We start from the raw sequence: 16,825 nt of genomic DNA on the forward strand, positions 1-16,825 counted from the left end.
TAATATGTTATCATGTGAATGAAAACGTTGCTATCTGACCCGGAGCTGGTGAGGAGTAAAAAAATGAAAGTCTGTTATATCTCAAGTTTCTACCCACCACTTGTATTTGGAGGCGCTGAGATATATGTTCAAAGGATCTCTGAAAAACTGGTCCAGCAGGATCATGAGGTTGTAGTAGTTACAACGAACTCGAAGATATCTGTTAAACCGGTAATAGAGAAGAGAAACGGTGTGAAAATTTATAGAATCCATCCGATAAATATCTATTCAATCTATAATACCCTTTCTAAGCCAGATATAATAAAACCAATCTGGTATATGATCGATCTATTGAATATACACTCTTATATTATTATAAAAAATATTTTAATGAAAGAAAAGCCTGATATCGTACATGTTCACAACTTCAAAGGTTTTTCATTTGCTTTCGATGCAGTAAAGAGCCATAATTTGCCATTAATGTTTACAATGCATGATTATTTTTTAGAATGCATCAAAGAAAATTTATTCAGAAGCTGTTATACTATCTGCCAGAGCCCACCGCTATTATGCCGGTCTTACATCGAGCTCCAGAGGTACCTGAAAGATAACAAACCTGATATAGTCACCGCACCCTGCCAGTTTGTTATCGACAAATTAAAGAATGATGGATTTTTTGAAAAGACCAGAACAACAAAGCTGCCATTAGGTATTGAGCTTGGTAATAACAAAAAAATTGAGAAAGAGTATGAGATAATCGACATCCTGTTTGCAGGGAGATTGAACATATATAAGGGAGTTCATATACTGATTAACGCCTTCAGACAAATAAAATACAAAAATATCCATCTTCATATTGTAGGGGAAGGCAAGGAGATGGAAGAATTAAAAAAAATTGCTGAGCATAATCCAGATATAACCTTTTATGGCTTTGTGAGTGAGAATATGCTCATAGAATTATACAAAAAAGCAAACATTGCAGTAGTTCCATCTATCTGGTATGAGACCTTCGGGATAGTTATCATTGAAAGTTTTAAATTCTCAACTCCAGTTATAGCAAGCAATATCGGAGGGTTTCCTGAATTGGTAGAAAACGGTTATAACGGTTTCTTGTTCGAGGCTGGAAATACTGATGAGTTGAAGAAAATACTTGAGAATTTAATAGAGAATCCGCAAGAATTAAAAAGACTAAACGATAACGCTTTTGAATCTGTGAAAAAGTACAGCATGGAAGAACATACAAAGAAGCTAATGCGCCTGTATGAGGAACTATTAAAGCAAAAATCAAAAGGAGTACAATGAAAAAAACAGATAGCATTAAAGACCTGCAGCAATATTACCCGCTCTTCAACGAGGGCTACGGCACAGAATACGAGCGCTTTGCTCTGAATAAATTCATACCCCGCATGGTCAACAAATACAGCATCTCAACAGTGCTCGAAATGCCTGCCAATGGCGTCATGGGTATACCAGGTATAAAAAGCCTGGGATTTGCAAAAATCGGATGTGATGTCACCGTGTCCCACCCTTCACAGACATTTTTAGATACTGCCAGGAAGGTATGGGATGCTTTTGGTCTTGAGGCTAAATTTATCAAATCATGCTGGATAGGCTCTAAGTTCAAAGATGATTCATTTGATCTTGTCTGGAACTTCTGCGTCTATGAGCATTTTGATAATCCTGGAGAGGTCATACAAGAGATGCTGCGTGTGACGCACAGATATATTTTTCTTGAAATCCAGAATGCATTGAATATAGGTTTTCCTGTTCATCGATTATACCATTTTTTAAAAAGGGATGCATGGGATCATGGAAACCTTGACCAGATGAAGCTATCCAGTATAAGAGAGATCGTTAATAAAAATAACGCCCTGATAGTTGAAACAGGCGCAACCGATATGCCTCCATGGCCTGATATTAACATCAGGTTAAAGGAAATGGCGTCTAAAAAGAACAATGACCAGAGGATAGATAAGAACCCTGCGGATAAATTAAGACCCGCAGCCGGGCTAAAAGATGTGAGTGAGGTTATCAATGAAATTCGTTTATTTCAAAAATCATCAACGAAGAACGAGATTGTATTTCATCTCTTTAACCTCTGGCATCTTCTGATCGAAAGTAGTACGCCGGCACCGCTTAAAAAATTCTATGCCCACCATCCGTATGTAATAGCAGAGAAAATATGACCGTAAAAATTGTTAAAGCCAAAAAATATGATGTAAAATCTCTGGAGAGTCTGATCCGGGATGCAATTAAGGACATCGGATCGGACTTAAAGAACAAGAAAACCGTACTCCTTAAACCCAATATAGTCATAGCCGCAAAACCGGGCTCAGCAATAATAACCCATCCTGCTGTCGTGGAAGCCCTGATAAACGTGCTTGAAGAGAATGGTTTCGAAGATATTATCATTGGGGAAGGGCCAGGCGTGGGTGCCGACGAGGCTAAAGCGTTTGAGGTATCAGGCTACAGCAAACTCGCTGCAAAAAAGAATGTGAAGCTTATAAATCTCAATAAAGCCGAACGCACCGAATTAAAATGGAAATACGGTATCATAAAAATCCCGAAAATCGTCCTTGAGGCTGACCTGTATATCAATCTGCCAAAGATGAAAACCCACGGTCAGACAGCAGTAACCCTTGCCATGAAGAACCAGAAAGGGCTTTTATCCCGCGCCGACAAGCAAAAGTTCCACAAGCTCGGTCTTCATGAACCGCTGGTTGAATTAGCCAGAGTAATAAAACCGCATCTAACTATTGTCGATGCCATCGAAGGTATGGAAGGGGAAGGGCCGCTCAACGGGAAAAAGAAAAAGGTAGGCGCTCTGGTGATCGGTACGGATCAGGTAGAAACAGACGCGATATGCTGCGACATTATGGGCATAGACCCTGAAAAGGTAGGGCATATAATAGAAGGGATAAAACAGAATATCGGCCCTGAAGTACCTGATTTAATAGGCGATGACATAAAAGAAGTCAGAGCGAAATTCAAACAGGCAAATGAAAAATATGGAAAATTCCTGAACGTTTATTCCTGGAGAAATCCCTATGCATGTTCCATGTGCATAGACTCGTTTTCCCTTGCTGTGAGATCCTCGATATGGAGCCCGAAATACTGGCTGACGTTCCTGCCAAGATTTACATACTACGCTGTGCTGAAGCATCTATACATAATCCAGGGTAAGCACGCTAAAATACCCGATATGAAAGGAAAAGTGATATGTCTTGGGGATTGCACCAGAGAGATCGCAGAAAAGAACAACCTCAGACACATAAAAGGCTGCCCGCCGAATTCCAGAGAAATTCTTGATAATCTTCGTTGAGTACGTATTCCGTTATCAAACCGCCCTCATCCCGACCCTGACCAGGGTTCCAAGATTACATAGCATATTTGTATAATGTGCATTGGCCATAGGACAGTAGCATTCCTTATTTTTTATGCTTTTCCTCTGTTTATAAGCATTACTATTAAACCAGACCTTTTTGAAATCATAATCTACTTCTCTCACATTTCCGATCGGGTCTGCCTTTATACAGCATGTCCAGACATCCCCATCCGGGGCAATGTGAGCAGAAGCGAAACCTGCATAGCATGGGAGAATCTGTTGCTTTTTTCTCAGGGTCGCTTTTACATGATTATAATACTCAAGGCGAAAAGCCTGCATCACCTTTGGGATTCCGGAGTACATCCCCTGTTCAACTTGATTGATGAGGAAATCTATTGATTTTGTGTAATCCTCTACTGAAGGCGTAATTCCAGTTCCAACTGTATCCAGCTCTACTCTTTCCTCTGCAATCTCTGTTATATATGAATCAGGGCTTTTATCTATAAAATAATTATATATCTGTGAAATATCGCTCACATTATAGTTTGATATAACAGTATGTATACCTAAACTGAAATCAGGGTAATCAAGAGCACGCAATGCTTCATATGTTCTCAAAGCCTTTTTGAAGTTGTTCTTTACATTTCTGATATAATCATGCCTCTCTCCTATTCCATCTATTGAAAGATTGATAATAATCTTTGTTCCTGTGCAGCTTTTAATTATTTCTTCGACCTTACCGGGAATAGTATTATACAGAATTCCATTTGTTGGTATATTGATAATTCCAGGCTTAAAATGATTATACGCACTATGACAGATCTCTACAATATCATCTCTTAAAAATGGTTCTCCACCGCTGATGGTTAGCCAGTATGGCGATCTACCGATTGATTTAAACGTTTTATCAAATTCATCTGTTGTAAATTCATCGGTTCTCTTCTTCCAGACATTGCATGTCTTACATCTGGAATTGCAATGATATGTTATACTCACAGTTAAATTGAGAGGGAGAATTCTTGGATAATTATACTCTCTGAAAAGCTTATACTGCGGTATTTTTGAAATTACTTCATACGTTTTTTTCATTTTTCAGCGATACCTACCAGTATTATAAATAAATATATAAAAATTTAAATAATTTTTCGGGCAACCCATTTCCTAGTATTATTACAAGAGGTACCAGGGGCACCAGCTTCATCAATATCTTATGTTGTTTTTTCAATTCTTGTGTCTTTTCTTTAGTTGGGTACTGTTGGGAATTAGATTCTATAGAAGTTTTGGATAGAATAGTCTCTGGTTTAACCAGGATTGAGGTGGATGTATCTACCATAAATGATGATTCTAATTGTATTTGCGATTTTGAAAAAGACGCAGTCTGCTGGTTTATTAGGGACCATAATTTTATTCTATCTACAATAGGAGTGGTAAGATATGTACCCGGATTATAATCTTTAGTTATTTCTGGAACAACCCCTTTTGTCGTTTCTGCCATGTCCCATATAAAAGGATTCTCATTTTTTATATTAAAATCATACAAACCGAGTGCTCTTCCATAAAGTTCCAAAATAATAGCGAAAAGTGTCCATATTATATTTTTCGGCGTTAACTCTAAACCCTGAAGCATTAACTTTAGTACATCTAATTTTTTCATGCTGGAGGGTGCATACCCTTTTGTTTTCTTAAGATGTAGATGTCCTGCAAATATTCTTCGTCTCTGTTTAAGAAAATCTGAAATGGTCTCAGGCCCTTTATTGTAAACATTGGCGTCTGGAGCATATACTAGTTCGTATCCTTTCTCTCTAATAAGTGCCTCTACGAAGGCCTCATCTACAGCGGTATCATTCGGAATCTCCGTTATCAGATCTCTTCTAAAAGCTACTAATTCACCCAATTTCGGATGTCTCAGAGCAAGTTTATGGTGCATGTCCCATAATAAATGCACAGTAAAGCCCATAAATGTGTTCGAATCGTTTACTGGAATCGGATGACCTCCAGTCATGCCTACCTCCGGGTTTTTAAAAGGCTCAGTTAGATTTTCTATTGTATCGATTGCAGGAATAGTATCTCCACTTTCCAGCACCAGTATATCGCCACTGGCATATTTTAAGAAGAGGTTTATTGCAGAAGCTTTACCTTCTCTCTTTTCCTGTTTGATTAAAACTATTTTAGGGTTTGAGTTTAAAAAATGATGTTCGATAATATCGTTTGTTTTATCACTACATGCAGATGATACAACTATAATCTCTTTGATATATTTCGTAGTCTCCTGGTTTAATAGTGAATTTAGCAAATCCCTGATATTCTTCTCCTCGTTGTAGACGCAGACACCTATGCTTATTGTAAGCATTTTATAACCCCTTCTCAGATAATACCGAAATGGATCGATCTTACATTAATCCCACTTTTTTCCTGTGCCAGGGTTAACAGTTTACTCAAGCATCGCCCGCATTACTGCAAGGGACGCAATTAGTTCCACCATTCTATACTTCATATTATCTCTCCTGTAATTTATTCAGAACTGTATTACATAAACACATAATACAACTCATTAAACCATATATATTTATCGCTTGGAAAAAATATTATTAGTATAATACTCATCATTATCATGGATAAAAAATTTATTAGGATAAATCCCGTATTCAGTACCCCTGGATTTAAAACGGCCAGGACGAATAAAAAATTAATTAAGCTATACACTCTCTAAAAGGTACGGAATATACGATAAATCAGGGCTAATCCCCTTATTTATGCCCGTAAATTTATTGGTGGGAGGAAATCACAGAATACCTGTATAGTTTAATTAAATGTTGCACATAGTTTAAATGTTCCTTCCAGTTTAACTTGCTCTCGCCCTTATATCTATTCTTGAAGGTGAAAGGAATTTCCTTGATATTGATATATCTTCCTTTAACTATAATCTCCAGCATTATTTTATAACCGATTGGAGAGAGTTCAATCCCATCAATAACAGTTCTTTTTAAAAAAAAGAAGCCACTCATCGGATCACTGACATCTGTTAATGGCCTTGCAAGTATAGTTGCTCCCCGACTGATCATTTTTCTGCTAAGCGGCCACTTTTCGATTTTTTCTTTTCTTATATATCGACTTGCGATTACAAACTCTGATTCACCATCCAGCAGGGGCCTGATAAGTTCTGGAATCATCTCCGGAGGATGGCTTAAATCAGCATCCATCACCCCAATTATATTGGATCCAGTATATTTAAATCCTTGTATTATTGCGCTGCTTAAACCCTCTTTACGCCTTCGGTGAAGTACCTTAATCTTATTATTCTTTATCGAGAGTTCGTCGGCAATCTCTCCGGTTCCATCAGGAGAGTTATCATCCACGATTACAATATCTCCTTGCAATAAATTATCATTAAACACTGAGAAAATAGCATCCACCACTATTGGCAAATTATCTTTTTCATTATATGTAGGAATTATAATTGTTATCATTTTTATTCCCTTTCATACGTTTTTTTATACGTTTTTTTATTCCTTTCTTTATACGTTTTTTTGCAGGTCAGGACTAACAGAGACAGGAGTTTGATATTTGTAGTATAAATTGATGATATTAGGTCGTGTATTGAACAACCAGCCCGGGCATAAGATCTGTGTTATCCAGATCATATCTTTCACTATTTTTAGTGTCTCAGATAACCCCCACATGATACAATCCCTCTATATATATCTGTTGGCTTAAATACTTTTAAGTATTATAATCATCATCACTAAAAAAACCTGTTCAATTCAATTTTGGATTTGAATTGTATTTAGAGCAGCAATTAGATCGGAACTCTACTTGTTTTACGTAATACCTAACTTTGATCGAATGTTTATTTTCTATATTTTTTAGCTATATATACGGCAGCCAGCAGTCCAATTACCGACATTATAATTTTGAAACCCCGGGCAGATTTAGGTACTTCGAGGAGCAATGAAGTAGCTATTGTTGATTCATCGTTTAAAACATATAGCAACCAGGCATCTGAACCTCCCGCGCCATAGCTGAACGTAGTCCCTGATATTATATATCCACCGTCAGAGGTTTGCTGTACAGAGGCTGCTGACTCGTTGTTTACTCCACCAAAGGTCTTGTCCCACAGTCTGCTTCCATTAGCATCGGTCTTGATCAGCCAGGCGTCTGATCCACCTGCGCCATAGCTGAACGTAGTCCCTGATATTATATACCCGTCGTCAGAGGTTTGCTGTATTGAGGATGCCCATTCGTTATTTACTCCACCAAAGGTCTTATCCCATAGTCTACTCCCGTTAGCATCAGTCTTTAGCAGCCAGGCATCCGAGCCGCCTGCTCCATATGTAAACGTAGTCCCAGCGATTATATACCCGTCGTCAGATGTCTTCTGTATAGAAGCTGCAGATTCGTTACCTGTTCCTCCAAAAGTCTTATCCCACAGTCTGCTTCCATTAGCATCGGTCTTGATCAGCCAGGCGTCTGATCCGCCTGCTCCATAGCTGAACGTAGTTCCTGCTATTATATATCCGCCGTCCGATGTTTGCTGTACTGAGGCTGCCCATTCATTTTCTATCCCTCCGAATGTTTTATCCCAAAGTCTATTTCCATTGGCATCTGTCTTGATCAGCCAAGCATCTGATTCGCCTGCTCCATATGTGAACGTGGTCCCTGCAATTATATACCCACCGTCCGATGTCTGCTGTACTGAAGCCGCTGATTCGTTATTTATTCCACCAAAAGTCTTATCCCACAGCCTTTTTCCACCAGAATCAGTTTTGATAATCCAGGCATCTGAGCCGCCTTCTCCATATGTGAACGTTGTCCCTGCGATTATGTACCCGCCATCCGAGGTTTGCTGTACAGAAGCTGCCGATTCGTTGTTTATTCCACCAAATGTCCTGTCCCACAGCCTGCTTCCATTAGCATCGATCTTTAGCAGCCAGGCATCTGAGCCTCCGGCTCCATATGTGAACGTAGTTCCTGCTATTATGTACCCGCCATCCGAGGTTTGCTGTACAGAAGCCGCTGATTCGTTATTTACTCCTCCAAAGGTTTTATCCCATGCAGGAACCGCGCCATGCACTGCACTGGCAAGCAGGAAACCAAGCAGTGCGGCAATTATTATAGCTTTTTTATGATACATAACATCCCACAATTTTATTATCAGTAAGTGGACTTCCCCTTTTATGCCGTAGCATAAGAGAAATAGCGCGGGGACGCCAGGAAGTCCATGAGTATTATCACGCAGCAGGTTTATATATTTTGTTAAATGAGCTCATCATTGCCTCTGCAATTATGCCTTCTTCATATCCACGGATGTCTTATTTTTTTTAATAGTCGTCTCTCCAAGTAATCTCTTTATCATTGGCGCATCCCCGAACACATCCTCCCGTTTGCCCTTTCCATTGATATAGACCGCAACAAGTATTATTGTTAAGCCAATCTGTGGATTAGCTTCTGTTATACTCAGTCCTATCAATGCAAGAGCGCCTGCAGCCATACCCCGCAGGGCGCCTCTTCGATATGATTCTATTTTAGTTCGATGATAGATACGGATATCCCGCAGAGTAAGAAAAATAATCACTATAAACCCGAACGCTGCAATATATACGTACACCATGCTAGACCACACCTGCCACTTTCTCAGGCTTTGTGCGTTTCAGGTACTCTCTTATCATTGCTGGAAACGATTTTGCATTTACGAAGCGAAGCCCGAGCTGCTCAGCCCATTTCTGGATGCCCATATCGCTTGCCACCACGGCAGCATCAAGCTCTTTTGCAAGCAAAAGCACATCAATATCAGGTGCACTATCAAGAATACCATAGCGCAGTGCATTTCTGTATTTGTCCCTGAATTTGCTTATAATCTCACCGATCACATGGCGTTCGATCTCTGGCTCGATCTCATGCCTTGTCCGTGCCTTGGTAGTGCGGAAGAGACATTCTGTAGCGCCTGCCCAGATCGCTTCCTCGGCAACATCCATACCCTTGTTGATGCGGCCTCTCATGAAATCCACGTAATCATAGAATATCTTGGCAGGGATTTTCACCTCGTATCTATCAGGGGTTTTTTTGACAAGCCATGTATCTATCTTTGCAAGCAGATCTTCATCACAGCCGTTGCTCTTTGAAAATTCTCTCAGCTCATTATATACAGATGGGAACGGGATGTAGCAACTGATCCCGAGATACAGGCGCGCCTCAGCTATGATATCAAGTATGCTGCCCATTGCAGTACAGAGTGTACCCCCTTCAAGCTCTCGCATCTGGGTATCGGTAAGTGCGCTGGTATCCAATACAAATCTCTGTCTAATCATGTGAACTATTATTGTATTTTATTACGTTAAATTAGTAGTATTTTTCTTCAGGGTCTGTTTTGCTCAAGAATTGTTCTGGTTATTTAAGAACTTCACTGTAGATATCGCGCCAAAAACCGATGCAACCGAAAAAAATAATACCCGGCTTCACTATCCTATCTTGAGGTCTGATTAATGACATCTGAAAAATGCAGCTACTATTCAGAAGAGAAATGCATTGCCGCAGATCTAGTCCCCTGCGATTTCCAGGGAAATGACTTCAAAGAGTGCCTGCGCTACCGACTTTATTTCCTGAGACCACAGATGATGCAAATACGCTAAGTGCTATTCGGTGGTTACCAATCCATGGATTCACCACTTAAAGACGATTAACAACGAACTCAAAACGAACTTAAACGAACTCATCAGCCCAAGTTCGTATCGAGTTCGTACCAGTTCGTTGTTTATATTAGCTGAATACAATGGTATGGGAAAAAGTTACCAATGGTTTTGGATAGGCGTTGGTAATCACCTATTCTCTGGAGCGATAGTTATTTAACTTCATGGAATTAAAACTAATGCCATGGCAAAATATCGATGTACTGTCTGCGGTTATATCTACGATCCTGAGATCGGGGATAACCCGATAGTCAAACCCGGAACTGCCTTTGAGGATCTGCCGGATGACTGGGTATGCCCTCTGTGCGGTGTGGGAAAAGATATGTTTGAGAAAATTTAAATGAGGTGAGAGAATGTGCAGTGTAGGTGATATGTTCGATATTGACATATCAGGCGAGGCAAAGGTGAACGAGTATATATGCCGTGATTGCGGCAAGGAGTTCAAGGGAATAGGAAAAAACCTTCGCTGTCCTGCGTGTCATTCGATGAATTCTGAGGTAAAGTAATACGACTCTGTAACAGAAAAAGCGAATGCCTGAGCCGTGGCATTATCCTGAGTACTGGTAAGTACGAAAAGCATATATAAAAAAACAACATTTACTTTATTAGTACGTAAAAATGTAATGGTGGAGTTTGGGGTTCTTTTTGAATGAGGGGATCAAGAAGGAATAGGTAAGCAAAGGGGTGGAATAGATTATGGACAGGAAATTCAGTCTGGCCATAATTGCACTTGTTGGGATAGGTGTATTCGCTCTTCCAGCAACGATAGCGCTGTTCGCAGGGCAGCACTCATTCTACAACATAGATGCAACAGGCAACCAGATACCGTGCCAGAAATGCCACGGTGATGTGAAAGCAGAACTGGGCAGTGGATTTGGATATTCTCCGACCACAGGAACGCCCGGACCGCATGCGAAATTCAAATGCGAGTATTGCCACAGGGCTGAGCAGGGCTACTCAAGCGGAGATGATGGATACGGTCTTATCTATTACAGAGGAGACGGATTCAATGGAGACGGAGAAAGGAGTCTTGTGATCTCTATATACGATTATGAGACAAGAGCATATCCTGAGTATATACTTGCTGAAGGAGACATAAGTGAAGCAGCACCGGGTGTTATAGGCAGTATAAGTCCTGGTAGTGGCACAGGCGTATTAAGATACGCAGGTTCGTATCTGCGCCCTGCATACAGGAACGGTGAACCGATCGATACGAATCCGACTACAAGGTTCGGTGGATTTGATCCAACCAGGATCACGAACTGGAGGTGGAGAGGAGCTTATTATGAACCGGCTGATCTTGACGGGGCAGGTTCCAGATCAGTCAATCCGGGCAGCAAGTATCATGCAGCATCGCTGGTCTCCTGCATGGAATGTCACGGCGGAGAATACCCGGTCGGTCACTACAGCAGACTGATCGATGACGAAAGAGTAAATACAGAAGGTATAAAGTGCGGGGACTGTCATTATGGCGAGGCTATCAATTTAGTAACCGACCTGCGCGCCGGAGGGTTCGGCCTTACAGAAGACTTGAGAGTGGATCTGGAGACAGGCGAGCTGATAAATCTGGATACAGGTGAGGCAGAAGCCCACAATGCATTCGTGAAAACAGATCCGGGAAATATCCTGAGATATCAGTACGGTGCAGCCAATGCAGCCTGTGTATCATGCCATACGCATGTGGCAGTGGACATCAGCTTCACGAATAGGTACAAGATCAAGCTCGATGCAGTCGCAGGCTCAAATGGTGAGTGGTATGTCGGCGACTACTCGGCTGAAGGCAGCGTCTTCATCCCGACGTATGGCAACCGCAGTGGTGGTACATACGCAACTGGTGACAAGAGCATTAACTGGGTACCTGGCACAGATCTGTATATCAACGGCACAGGAGAACGTATCACCGGTCTATACAACGCTACGGATGACAGCAAGGCAGCATTGACGGCAGAACTATACGATAGCGAGGCAGCACTGATAGCAGAGCCGTAAATGAAACAGGAACTGGATTTCTTACCTCTTCCTTTTTTTTGCTATCCTGCTATATTCTATGTCAGTAGATCGTTAGATATTTCGGATGTAATTTATATACCCGCATTGTTCAACCGATCGCAGACTCCAGGCGGGAAAGTCATTCTTTTATAGCGGATATCTCTACTGTTAGATTAGCAATCCGTTCCTGTGAATCAACATCATGCTTTGTCATGATGTTTGTAAGCCGATTCAAATTTTCATTTGTTTCATTTTTGAAATCATTCAGAATGGAGGTATTCTCTTTCAGAATGGAGGTATTTTCTTTCAGAATGGATGTATTATTATCCAGCTTTTCAGATATTTGTAAAAGAATAGGTATTCCTTTACCCCATTGCTCCATCTGAAACGATTGCATAACACGCTCTATAGGGGGAACAGTGTTCCTGTAATCCTCAAAGGAGATATTTTCCATGATCGCTTCTTTTGGCCTGAAGTCTGTGACGTAATTTTTAAACTCCTCGATTGCTTCATCATTTGCTTCAATGATTGCTATAACTGTCTGAGTGCCATCAAAATATGTATTGAAAGCATTAAAACTATCCACGCCAAGCGATAGGGCTTTGTTGACCAGGAAAACACGATATCCTACATCATGCACCTTACTGCCCGTGATCTTAACTTTAAGTTTTTGCATTTCTCTTACTTGCATAGCTTTCATTCCTATTTGGTTCTTGATTCAATAAAATATTAACCGCAGATGTGCTAGTGTATATCTGCGGTTTTATTGCTGAGGTATTTAAATATTTGAAGTATCATAAGGTTTACATAGTTATATATACTATTTGTCCGTTGATGAACAAAACCCCCTATGAATATCACTTATACAAACCATGCAGAAGAGAAATTATCCGAAAGAGACATTTCAAAATAAATAATTGAAGACTCTATTAAAAATCCCGATGATGTCTTGGACGGCAATTTTGGAAGAAAAATCGTGCATAAACTTATAAAAGACAAACTGCTAAGGATTGTATATGAAAAAGAAAGTGATGCATATATTGTGATATCTGCATATTATACCCACCCAGAGAGATATTGAGATGAGAAAATGAAAATAACATACGACCCTGAATCTGATGCAATGAACATACAATTCCAGAAAGGAAAGTATGAGATAAGCAAAGAAATAGCGGAAGGCATAATAATAGATTATACCAAAGACGGCAAAGTTCTTTCCATAGAGATTCTGGATGCATCAAAAAGGATGCCCATTGCGAGCATCAAAGATGTTACGGTAGGTCTGCCTATAGAAGCTTAATTTTTTTATTTTGAATATTCATGTTAAACCCCGCTCTTGAGCGGCGCATCCCATGGGATCTGGGGTCGCACCCCCGGCGCCATAAGGCTAATGTTGACCAAAAGTATTAATAGTACGCTTATCTGCGGTTTATAAAATTAAAGGAACCGCAGATGAACGCAGATGAACGCAGATGAACGCAGATTTACAACGCTTTTTTACTTTTCGGATAGGCTCTTATGCGCAACCATCCTCCAACTTTTAAACCAAATACGAAAAGCATATATATAAAAAATATCATCTAATCCACTATGTGTACCTTATCGGTACATTAAATTGCAGGTGCCCAAATTCATCTGAACAAGGGTGGGAGCCCAGGTTCTATCTGAACAGGAGTGAAGACCCAAGTTCTATCTGGACAAGGGATCGCCTGCATGGAACGGATAGGTAAAAACAAGGAGGTAGAATATGGATAGGAAATTCAGTTTAGCCGTGATTGCACTTGTTGGGATCGGCGTGTTCGCCCTGCCGTCAACAATTGCGCTGTTCGCAGGACAGCACACCTTCTACAACATAGATGCAACAGGCAACCAGATACCGTGCCAGAAATGCCACGGTGACGTAAAAGCAGAATTGAGCGGACAGGCTGTAAATCCTGTTACAGGAACAAAAGGACCGCATTCAAACTTCCAGTGCGAGTACTGTCACAGAGCAGAGGCAGGAGCATCAAGCGGTGATAATGCATATGGAGTTATTAGATACGGCGATGGTACCCCAGCAAATACAAGATTCCTGGCAGTTACAATGAATGACTTAGAAAATAAGAGCTGGCCAATGACCATTAATGGGAGCGATCCAACAGTATCTGGTCCGAGAGGTCAGTATAAACTCAGTCCCACAACCCCGGGAGGAGTATTAACTGCTAACAGGGAACGAGAAGTATCAACATATAATAGAACAACAGGACAACCGCTTGATACAAATGAAACCACAAGATATACAGGATTAAGACTGGCGAATGCTGTCTGGACAGGAACAGGAGACAATCAGGTATTGAATCTGAATGGTGCAGGTTCCAAAGCAGTCAACCCCGGTACAAGATACCATGCTGCATCACTGGTCTCATGTATGGAATGCCATGGTGGAGAATATCCATTAGGACATTATACCAGGTTGTTAAATGATGAAGCAGTGGCAGAATCTGGTTCAACATGTCAGGAATGTCACTATGGACCAAGTGGACGATACTGGACTGACCTTGCAGCAGGCGGATTTGGTCTTACAGATGCACCGGGTGACACAGGAGAAGCAGAAGCCCACAATGCATTCGTGAAGCAAGATCCAGGAGGAATCCTGAGATTCCAGTACGGCGCGGCTAATGCTGCATGTGTGGCATGTCATACACACGTGGCAGTGGACATCAACTTCCAGAAGAGGTACAAGATCAAGCTGGATGCCAATGCATTTGACGATGGCAGCTGGGGCGTCGGCGGCTACGCGGCTGAAGGCGTGGTCAATATCTCAGTGTACGGCAACAGTACCGGCAGCACATTCGCAATTAGTGACCAGGACTATAGCTGGACTCCAACTGAGACATTGTATATCGGCGGCGATAAAGCAAAGGTCATCACTGGTCTTAGCAACGATTCGGACGACAGCGAGACAGCACTGACAACGTAACTGAAATGGGTTTTCCCATTTCTCTTTTTTTTATTTTAAATCGTTATAAATGTGTTAAACGAAAAAGCAAACTATTTATACTCTTGCATACGACATATTTCGTATTGAATCGAACAACAAAAATATTTATAAAAATAGCGGCTCTCTGGCTCTTCATTATTTCTGCTATACTGACTCCGGGGTCTGCCCAGTATATCCGGGACTGGCATAAGCCTACCCCGTGCTTTGGATGCCATGAAGAGACTCTTGGTGCACCTTATGGGAGCGAGGAGTGCGGGAACTGTCATTATTATTTCCTCGATGTGCCCAAACTGCAGGAAGAACATAACCCGAAGATCTGCAGGTCATGCCATATAGGGAACACCATGGTTGAGGGCAGTGATAAACAGATCTTCCACAGCGGTCACAGTGCAGTAAGCTGCACGCGCTGCCATACCGAGGATAATTTCACTGTAATAAAGATCGAGAGCAAGGGATTTGAATGTGTATCCTGTCACGGCAACCAGGTTCATTCCATACATATCAAGAACCTTGGCAGGGCATGTCCCATATGTCACGGCTCATGGGCAGAAGGCAGGAATTATAAAGCAGAGAACACTTCTCCTATACCTGGCAAAGAGCAAGGAAAATCCGTACTAGAAAATTTCACAATATTTAATTTCTTAAAAGACCTGTTCTACGCTATATTTGGAATAGGGAGGTAAAAAAATGGATAAGGAAAAAACAATCAAATATACTAAAGTATCTACGGTAGTACTGCTGATATTCCTTGCATCCGGATACTACCTGTATGACCATACAGTGGAGTTCAGAGTGGCAAATAATGCAGTGGAGTTTGGAGTGGCAATACCCGGCTCGGACATATTGACAAAACTACTGGAATGGGTAACAGATTATGTAGTGAGGCTCGGAGTGGCAAAACCCACGCTTATACTTACGATCTCCACGAATTTAACAGAGGATGACACGCCCTTGGTCAACAATGTCACGTTCGAGCAGTCAGGTGTGCCGTTCTTCTATAAGAGAGTGGATAGTATTCCAAAGTTCCCTGAAATAGATGTCAATGCCCGCATCAATAAGCTGGATTCGGCCCCGGCAAGCTACTGGGCCTCCACAACCTACACAGGTGAAGGTACATATACCCTCACTCTATTCTTCAAAGATGGAAATGAACCAAAGGAGGGGGATATCCTGATACTACCGATACGCATCACAGGCCCGACAGGCGTTATCGTCTATAAAACAACAGCTTTCTGGTTATGGGAGTGATGGGGAGTGGGTTATGGGAGTGATGGGGGAATGATATGAGGGTAGTATGGGCAATGCTTGCTCTGGTCGGGGTCTCCTTATGGTACATACCCGGTACCTTTTCCCTGTTTAGCGGACAGCACAGTTATTATAATATCGACCCTGAGGGCAATCAAATACCATGCAAGAAATGCCACGGGGATATAGCATTAGATCTGCATACAGGCTTTACACACAGCAACTTCACATGTGCAGACTGCCACCGTATCCAGAAAAGTGTTCAGTACGCATCAGGCGATGGGGTGGGTAATACCACACCAGGTATGTTGGCCCATGCCGCAAGCACTGTCCTGTGTGCAGATTGCCATTCCGAATATCTGGGCAGTGTACCCGATACTATCCATGATGCTTTTATCAGGTACGGCATGGAACAGAATACAAATATTAACTGTATCGCCTGCCACACTGCCACAGCAGTCTCGATAAACTGGACGCGCCCTGCTGCGATGAGCATCGATACGATATCAGACGGGAACAATATAACAATCAGAGGGACCGGCACTGCTTACAGGATCAGGGTAGAGACCTTCGGGAACAGGTCAGGTGATGTGCTTGCGGTATCCGATGTTACGGTGATCTGAG

The 16,825-nt window shown here is 41.5% G+C and carries 19 protein-coding genes; 12 read left to right on the forward strand and 7 right to left on the reverse strand.

Going from position 1 to position 16,825, the window contains the following annotated elements; translation table 11 throughout:
- Nucleotides 1-63: 63 nt before the first annotated feature.
- The 3 genes from ANME2D_RS13430 to ANME2D_RS13440 are packed head-to-tail and all read left to right on the forward strand — an operon-like array spanning nucleotide 64 to nucleotide 3,301.
- The gene (locus tag ANME2D_RS13430) at nucleotides 64-1,281 is read left to right on the forward strand and encodes a glycosyltransferase family 4 protein (RefSeq protein ID WP_048092687.1); all 1,218 of its coding nucleotides are present in this window, start codon (nucleotides 64-66) and stop codon (nucleotides 1,279-1,281) included.
- Nucleotides 1,278-2,165, forward strand: a complete 888-nt coding sequence (locus ANME2D_RS13435) for a class I SAM-dependent methyltransferase (RefSeq protein WP_048092689.1) — start codon at nucleotides 1,278-1,280, stop codon at nucleotides 2,163-2,165. The genes ANME2D_RS13430 and ANME2D_RS13435 overlap by 4 nt, the downstream gene beginning before the upstream one ends.
- Nucleotides 2,162-3,301 (forward strand): DUF362 domain-containing protein, encoded by a 1,140-nt coding sequence (locus ANME2D_RS13440; RefSeq protein WP_048092694.1) that lies wholly within the window; start codon nucleotides 2,162-2,164, stop codon nucleotides 3,299-3,301. Before ANME2D_RS13435 ends, ANME2D_RS13440 begins: the two co-directional genes overlap by 4 nt.
- Before the next feature lie 15 nt (nucleotides 3,302-3,316).
- Here the strand turns inward: ANME2D_RS13440 and ANME2D_RS13445 are convergent, their stop codons facing one another.
- The 6 genes from ANME2D_RS13445 to ANME2D_RS13470 all read right to left on the reverse strand — a co-directional run bounded on the left by ANME2D_RS13445 (nucleotide 3,317) and on the right by ANME2D_RS13470 (nucleotide 9,609).
- Nucleotides 3,317-4,393 carry a radical SAM protein gene (locus tag ANME2D_RS13445; protein WP_048092696.1) on the reverse strand — a complete coding sequence of 359 codons (1,077 nt, stop codon included), beginning with the start codon at nucleotides 4,391-4,393 and terminating at the stop codon, nucleotides 3,317-3,319.
- Between the two features lie 22 nt (nucleotides 4,394-4,415).
- On the reverse strand, nucleotides 4,416-5,654 hold the full coding sequence (locus ANME2D_RS13450) for a glycosyltransferase (RefSeq protein ID WP_052368931.1): 1,239 nt from the start codon (nucleotides 5,652-5,654) through the stop codon (nucleotides 4,416-4,418).
- Nucleotides 5,655-6,069: 415 nt separating this feature from the next.
- Nucleotides 6,070-6,771: a polyprenol monophosphomannose synthase gene (locus ANME2D_RS13455; protein ID WP_052368932.1), complete on the reverse strand. Its 702-nt coding sequence runs from the start codon at nucleotides 6,769-6,771 to the stop codon at nucleotides 6,070-6,072.
- Between the two features lie 380 nt (nucleotides 6,772-7,151).
- Nucleotides 7,152-8,435 carry a PGF-CTERM sorting domain-containing protein gene (locus ANME2D_RS13460; RefSeq protein ID WP_081810292.1) on the reverse strand — a complete coding sequence of 428 codons (1,284 nt, stop codon included), beginning with the start codon at nucleotides 8,433-8,435 and terminating at the stop codon, nucleotides 7,152-7,154.
- A 150-nt stretch (nucleotides 8,436-8,585) separates the two neighbouring features.
- On the reverse strand, nucleotides 8,586-8,912 hold the full coding sequence (locus tag ANME2D_RS13465; protein WP_320408819.1) for a hypothetical protein: 327 nt from the start codon (nucleotides 8,910-8,912) through the stop codon (nucleotides 8,586-8,588).
- Between the two features lies 1 nt (nucleotide 8,913).
- Nucleotides 8,914-9,609, reverse strand: a complete 696-nt coding sequence (locus ANME2D_RS13470) for an RNA ligase partner protein (protein WP_048092698.1) — start codon at nucleotides 9,607-9,609, stop codon at nucleotides 8,914-8,916.
- Nucleotides 9,610-9,783: 174 nt separating this feature from the next.
- On the opposite strand from ANME2D_RS13470, the gene ANME2D_RS18175 reads away from it, so the two are divergent.
- From ANME2D_RS18175 to ANME2D_RS13475, 4 genes are all read left to right on the forward strand, one after another.
- Complete coding sequence (locus tag ANME2D_RS18175; RefSeq protein ID WP_157834129.1) at nucleotides 9,784-9,930, forward strand: hypothetical protein; 147 nt, start codon at nucleotides 9,784-9,786, stop codon at nucleotides 9,928-9,930.
- A gap of 241 nt (nucleotides 9,931-10,171) precedes the next feature.
- On the forward strand, nucleotides 10,172-10,327 hold the full coding sequence (gene rd, locus ANME2D_RS17515) for a rubredoxin (protein WP_081810293.1): 156 nt from the start codon (nucleotides 10,172-10,174) through the stop codon (nucleotides 10,325-10,327).
- A 13-nt stretch (nucleotides 10,328-10,340) separates the two neighbouring features.
- Nucleotides 10,341-10,493: a hypothetical protein gene (locus ANME2D_RS18495; RefSeq protein WP_198527435.1), complete on the forward strand. Its 153-nt coding sequence runs from the start codon at nucleotides 10,341-10,343 to the stop codon at nucleotides 10,491-10,493.
- A 190-nt stretch (nucleotides 10,494-10,683) separates the two neighbouring features.
- A complete protein-coding gene (locus tag ANME2D_RS13475) occupies nucleotides 10,684-11,976 on the forward strand; it encodes a cytochrome c3 family protein (RefSeq protein WP_048092700.1) in 1,293 nt (430 codons plus the stop codon).
- A 139-nt stretch (nucleotides 11,977-12,115) separates the two neighbouring features.
- Here ANME2D_RS13475 and ANME2D_RS17075 read toward each other — a convergent pair whose 3' ends face one another.
- On the reverse strand, nucleotides 12,116-12,667 hold the full coding sequence (locus ANME2D_RS17075) for an acylphosphatase (RefSeq protein ID WP_198527436.1): 552 nt from the start codon (nucleotides 12,665-12,667) through the stop codon (nucleotides 12,116-12,118).
- 399 nt (nucleotides 12,668-13,066) lie between these two features.
- On the opposite strand from ANME2D_RS17075, the gene ANME2D_RS13485 reads away from it, so the two are divergent.
- The 5 genes from ANME2D_RS13485 (at nucleotide 13,067) to ANME2D_RS13505 (ending at nucleotide 16,824) form a co-directional block, all read left to right on the forward strand.
- A complete protein-coding gene (locus tag ANME2D_RS13485; RefSeq protein WP_048092703.1) occupies nucleotides 13,067-13,276 on the forward strand; it encodes a DUF2283 domain-containing protein in 210 nt (69 codons plus the stop codon).
- A gap of 447 nt (nucleotides 13,277-13,723) precedes the next feature.
- A complete protein-coding gene (locus ANME2D_RS13490) occupies nucleotides 13,724-14,935 on the forward strand; it encodes a hypothetical protein (protein ID WP_048092705.1) in 1,212 nt (403 codons plus the stop codon).
- Between the two features lie 104 nt (nucleotides 14,936-15,039).
- The gene (locus ANME2D_RS13495) at nucleotides 15,040-15,639 is read left to right on the forward strand and encodes a hypothetical protein (protein ID WP_048092707.1); all 600 of its coding nucleotides are present in this window, start codon (nucleotides 15,040-15,042) and stop codon (nucleotides 15,637-15,639) included.
- Between the two features lie 4 nt (nucleotides 15,640-15,643).
- The gene (locus ANME2D_RS13500) at nucleotides 15,644-16,204 is read left to right on the forward strand and encodes a hypothetical protein (protein WP_048092709.1); all 561 of its coding nucleotides are present in this window, start codon (nucleotides 15,644-15,646) and stop codon (nucleotides 16,202-16,204) included.
- Between the two features lie 35 nt (nucleotides 16,205-16,239).
- Entirely contained in the window at nucleotides 16,240-16,824 is a 585-nt protein-coding gene (locus ANME2D_RS13505) for a hypothetical protein (protein WP_048092715.1), read from the forward strand.
- The last annotated feature ends 1 nt before the right edge of the window (nucleotide 16,825 follow it).

The organism is Candidatus Methanoperedens nitratireducens, from assembly GCF_000685155.1.
GTDB lineage: Archaea > Halobacteriota > Methanosarcinia > Methanosarcinales > Methanoperedenaceae > Methanoperedens > Methanoperedens nitratireducens.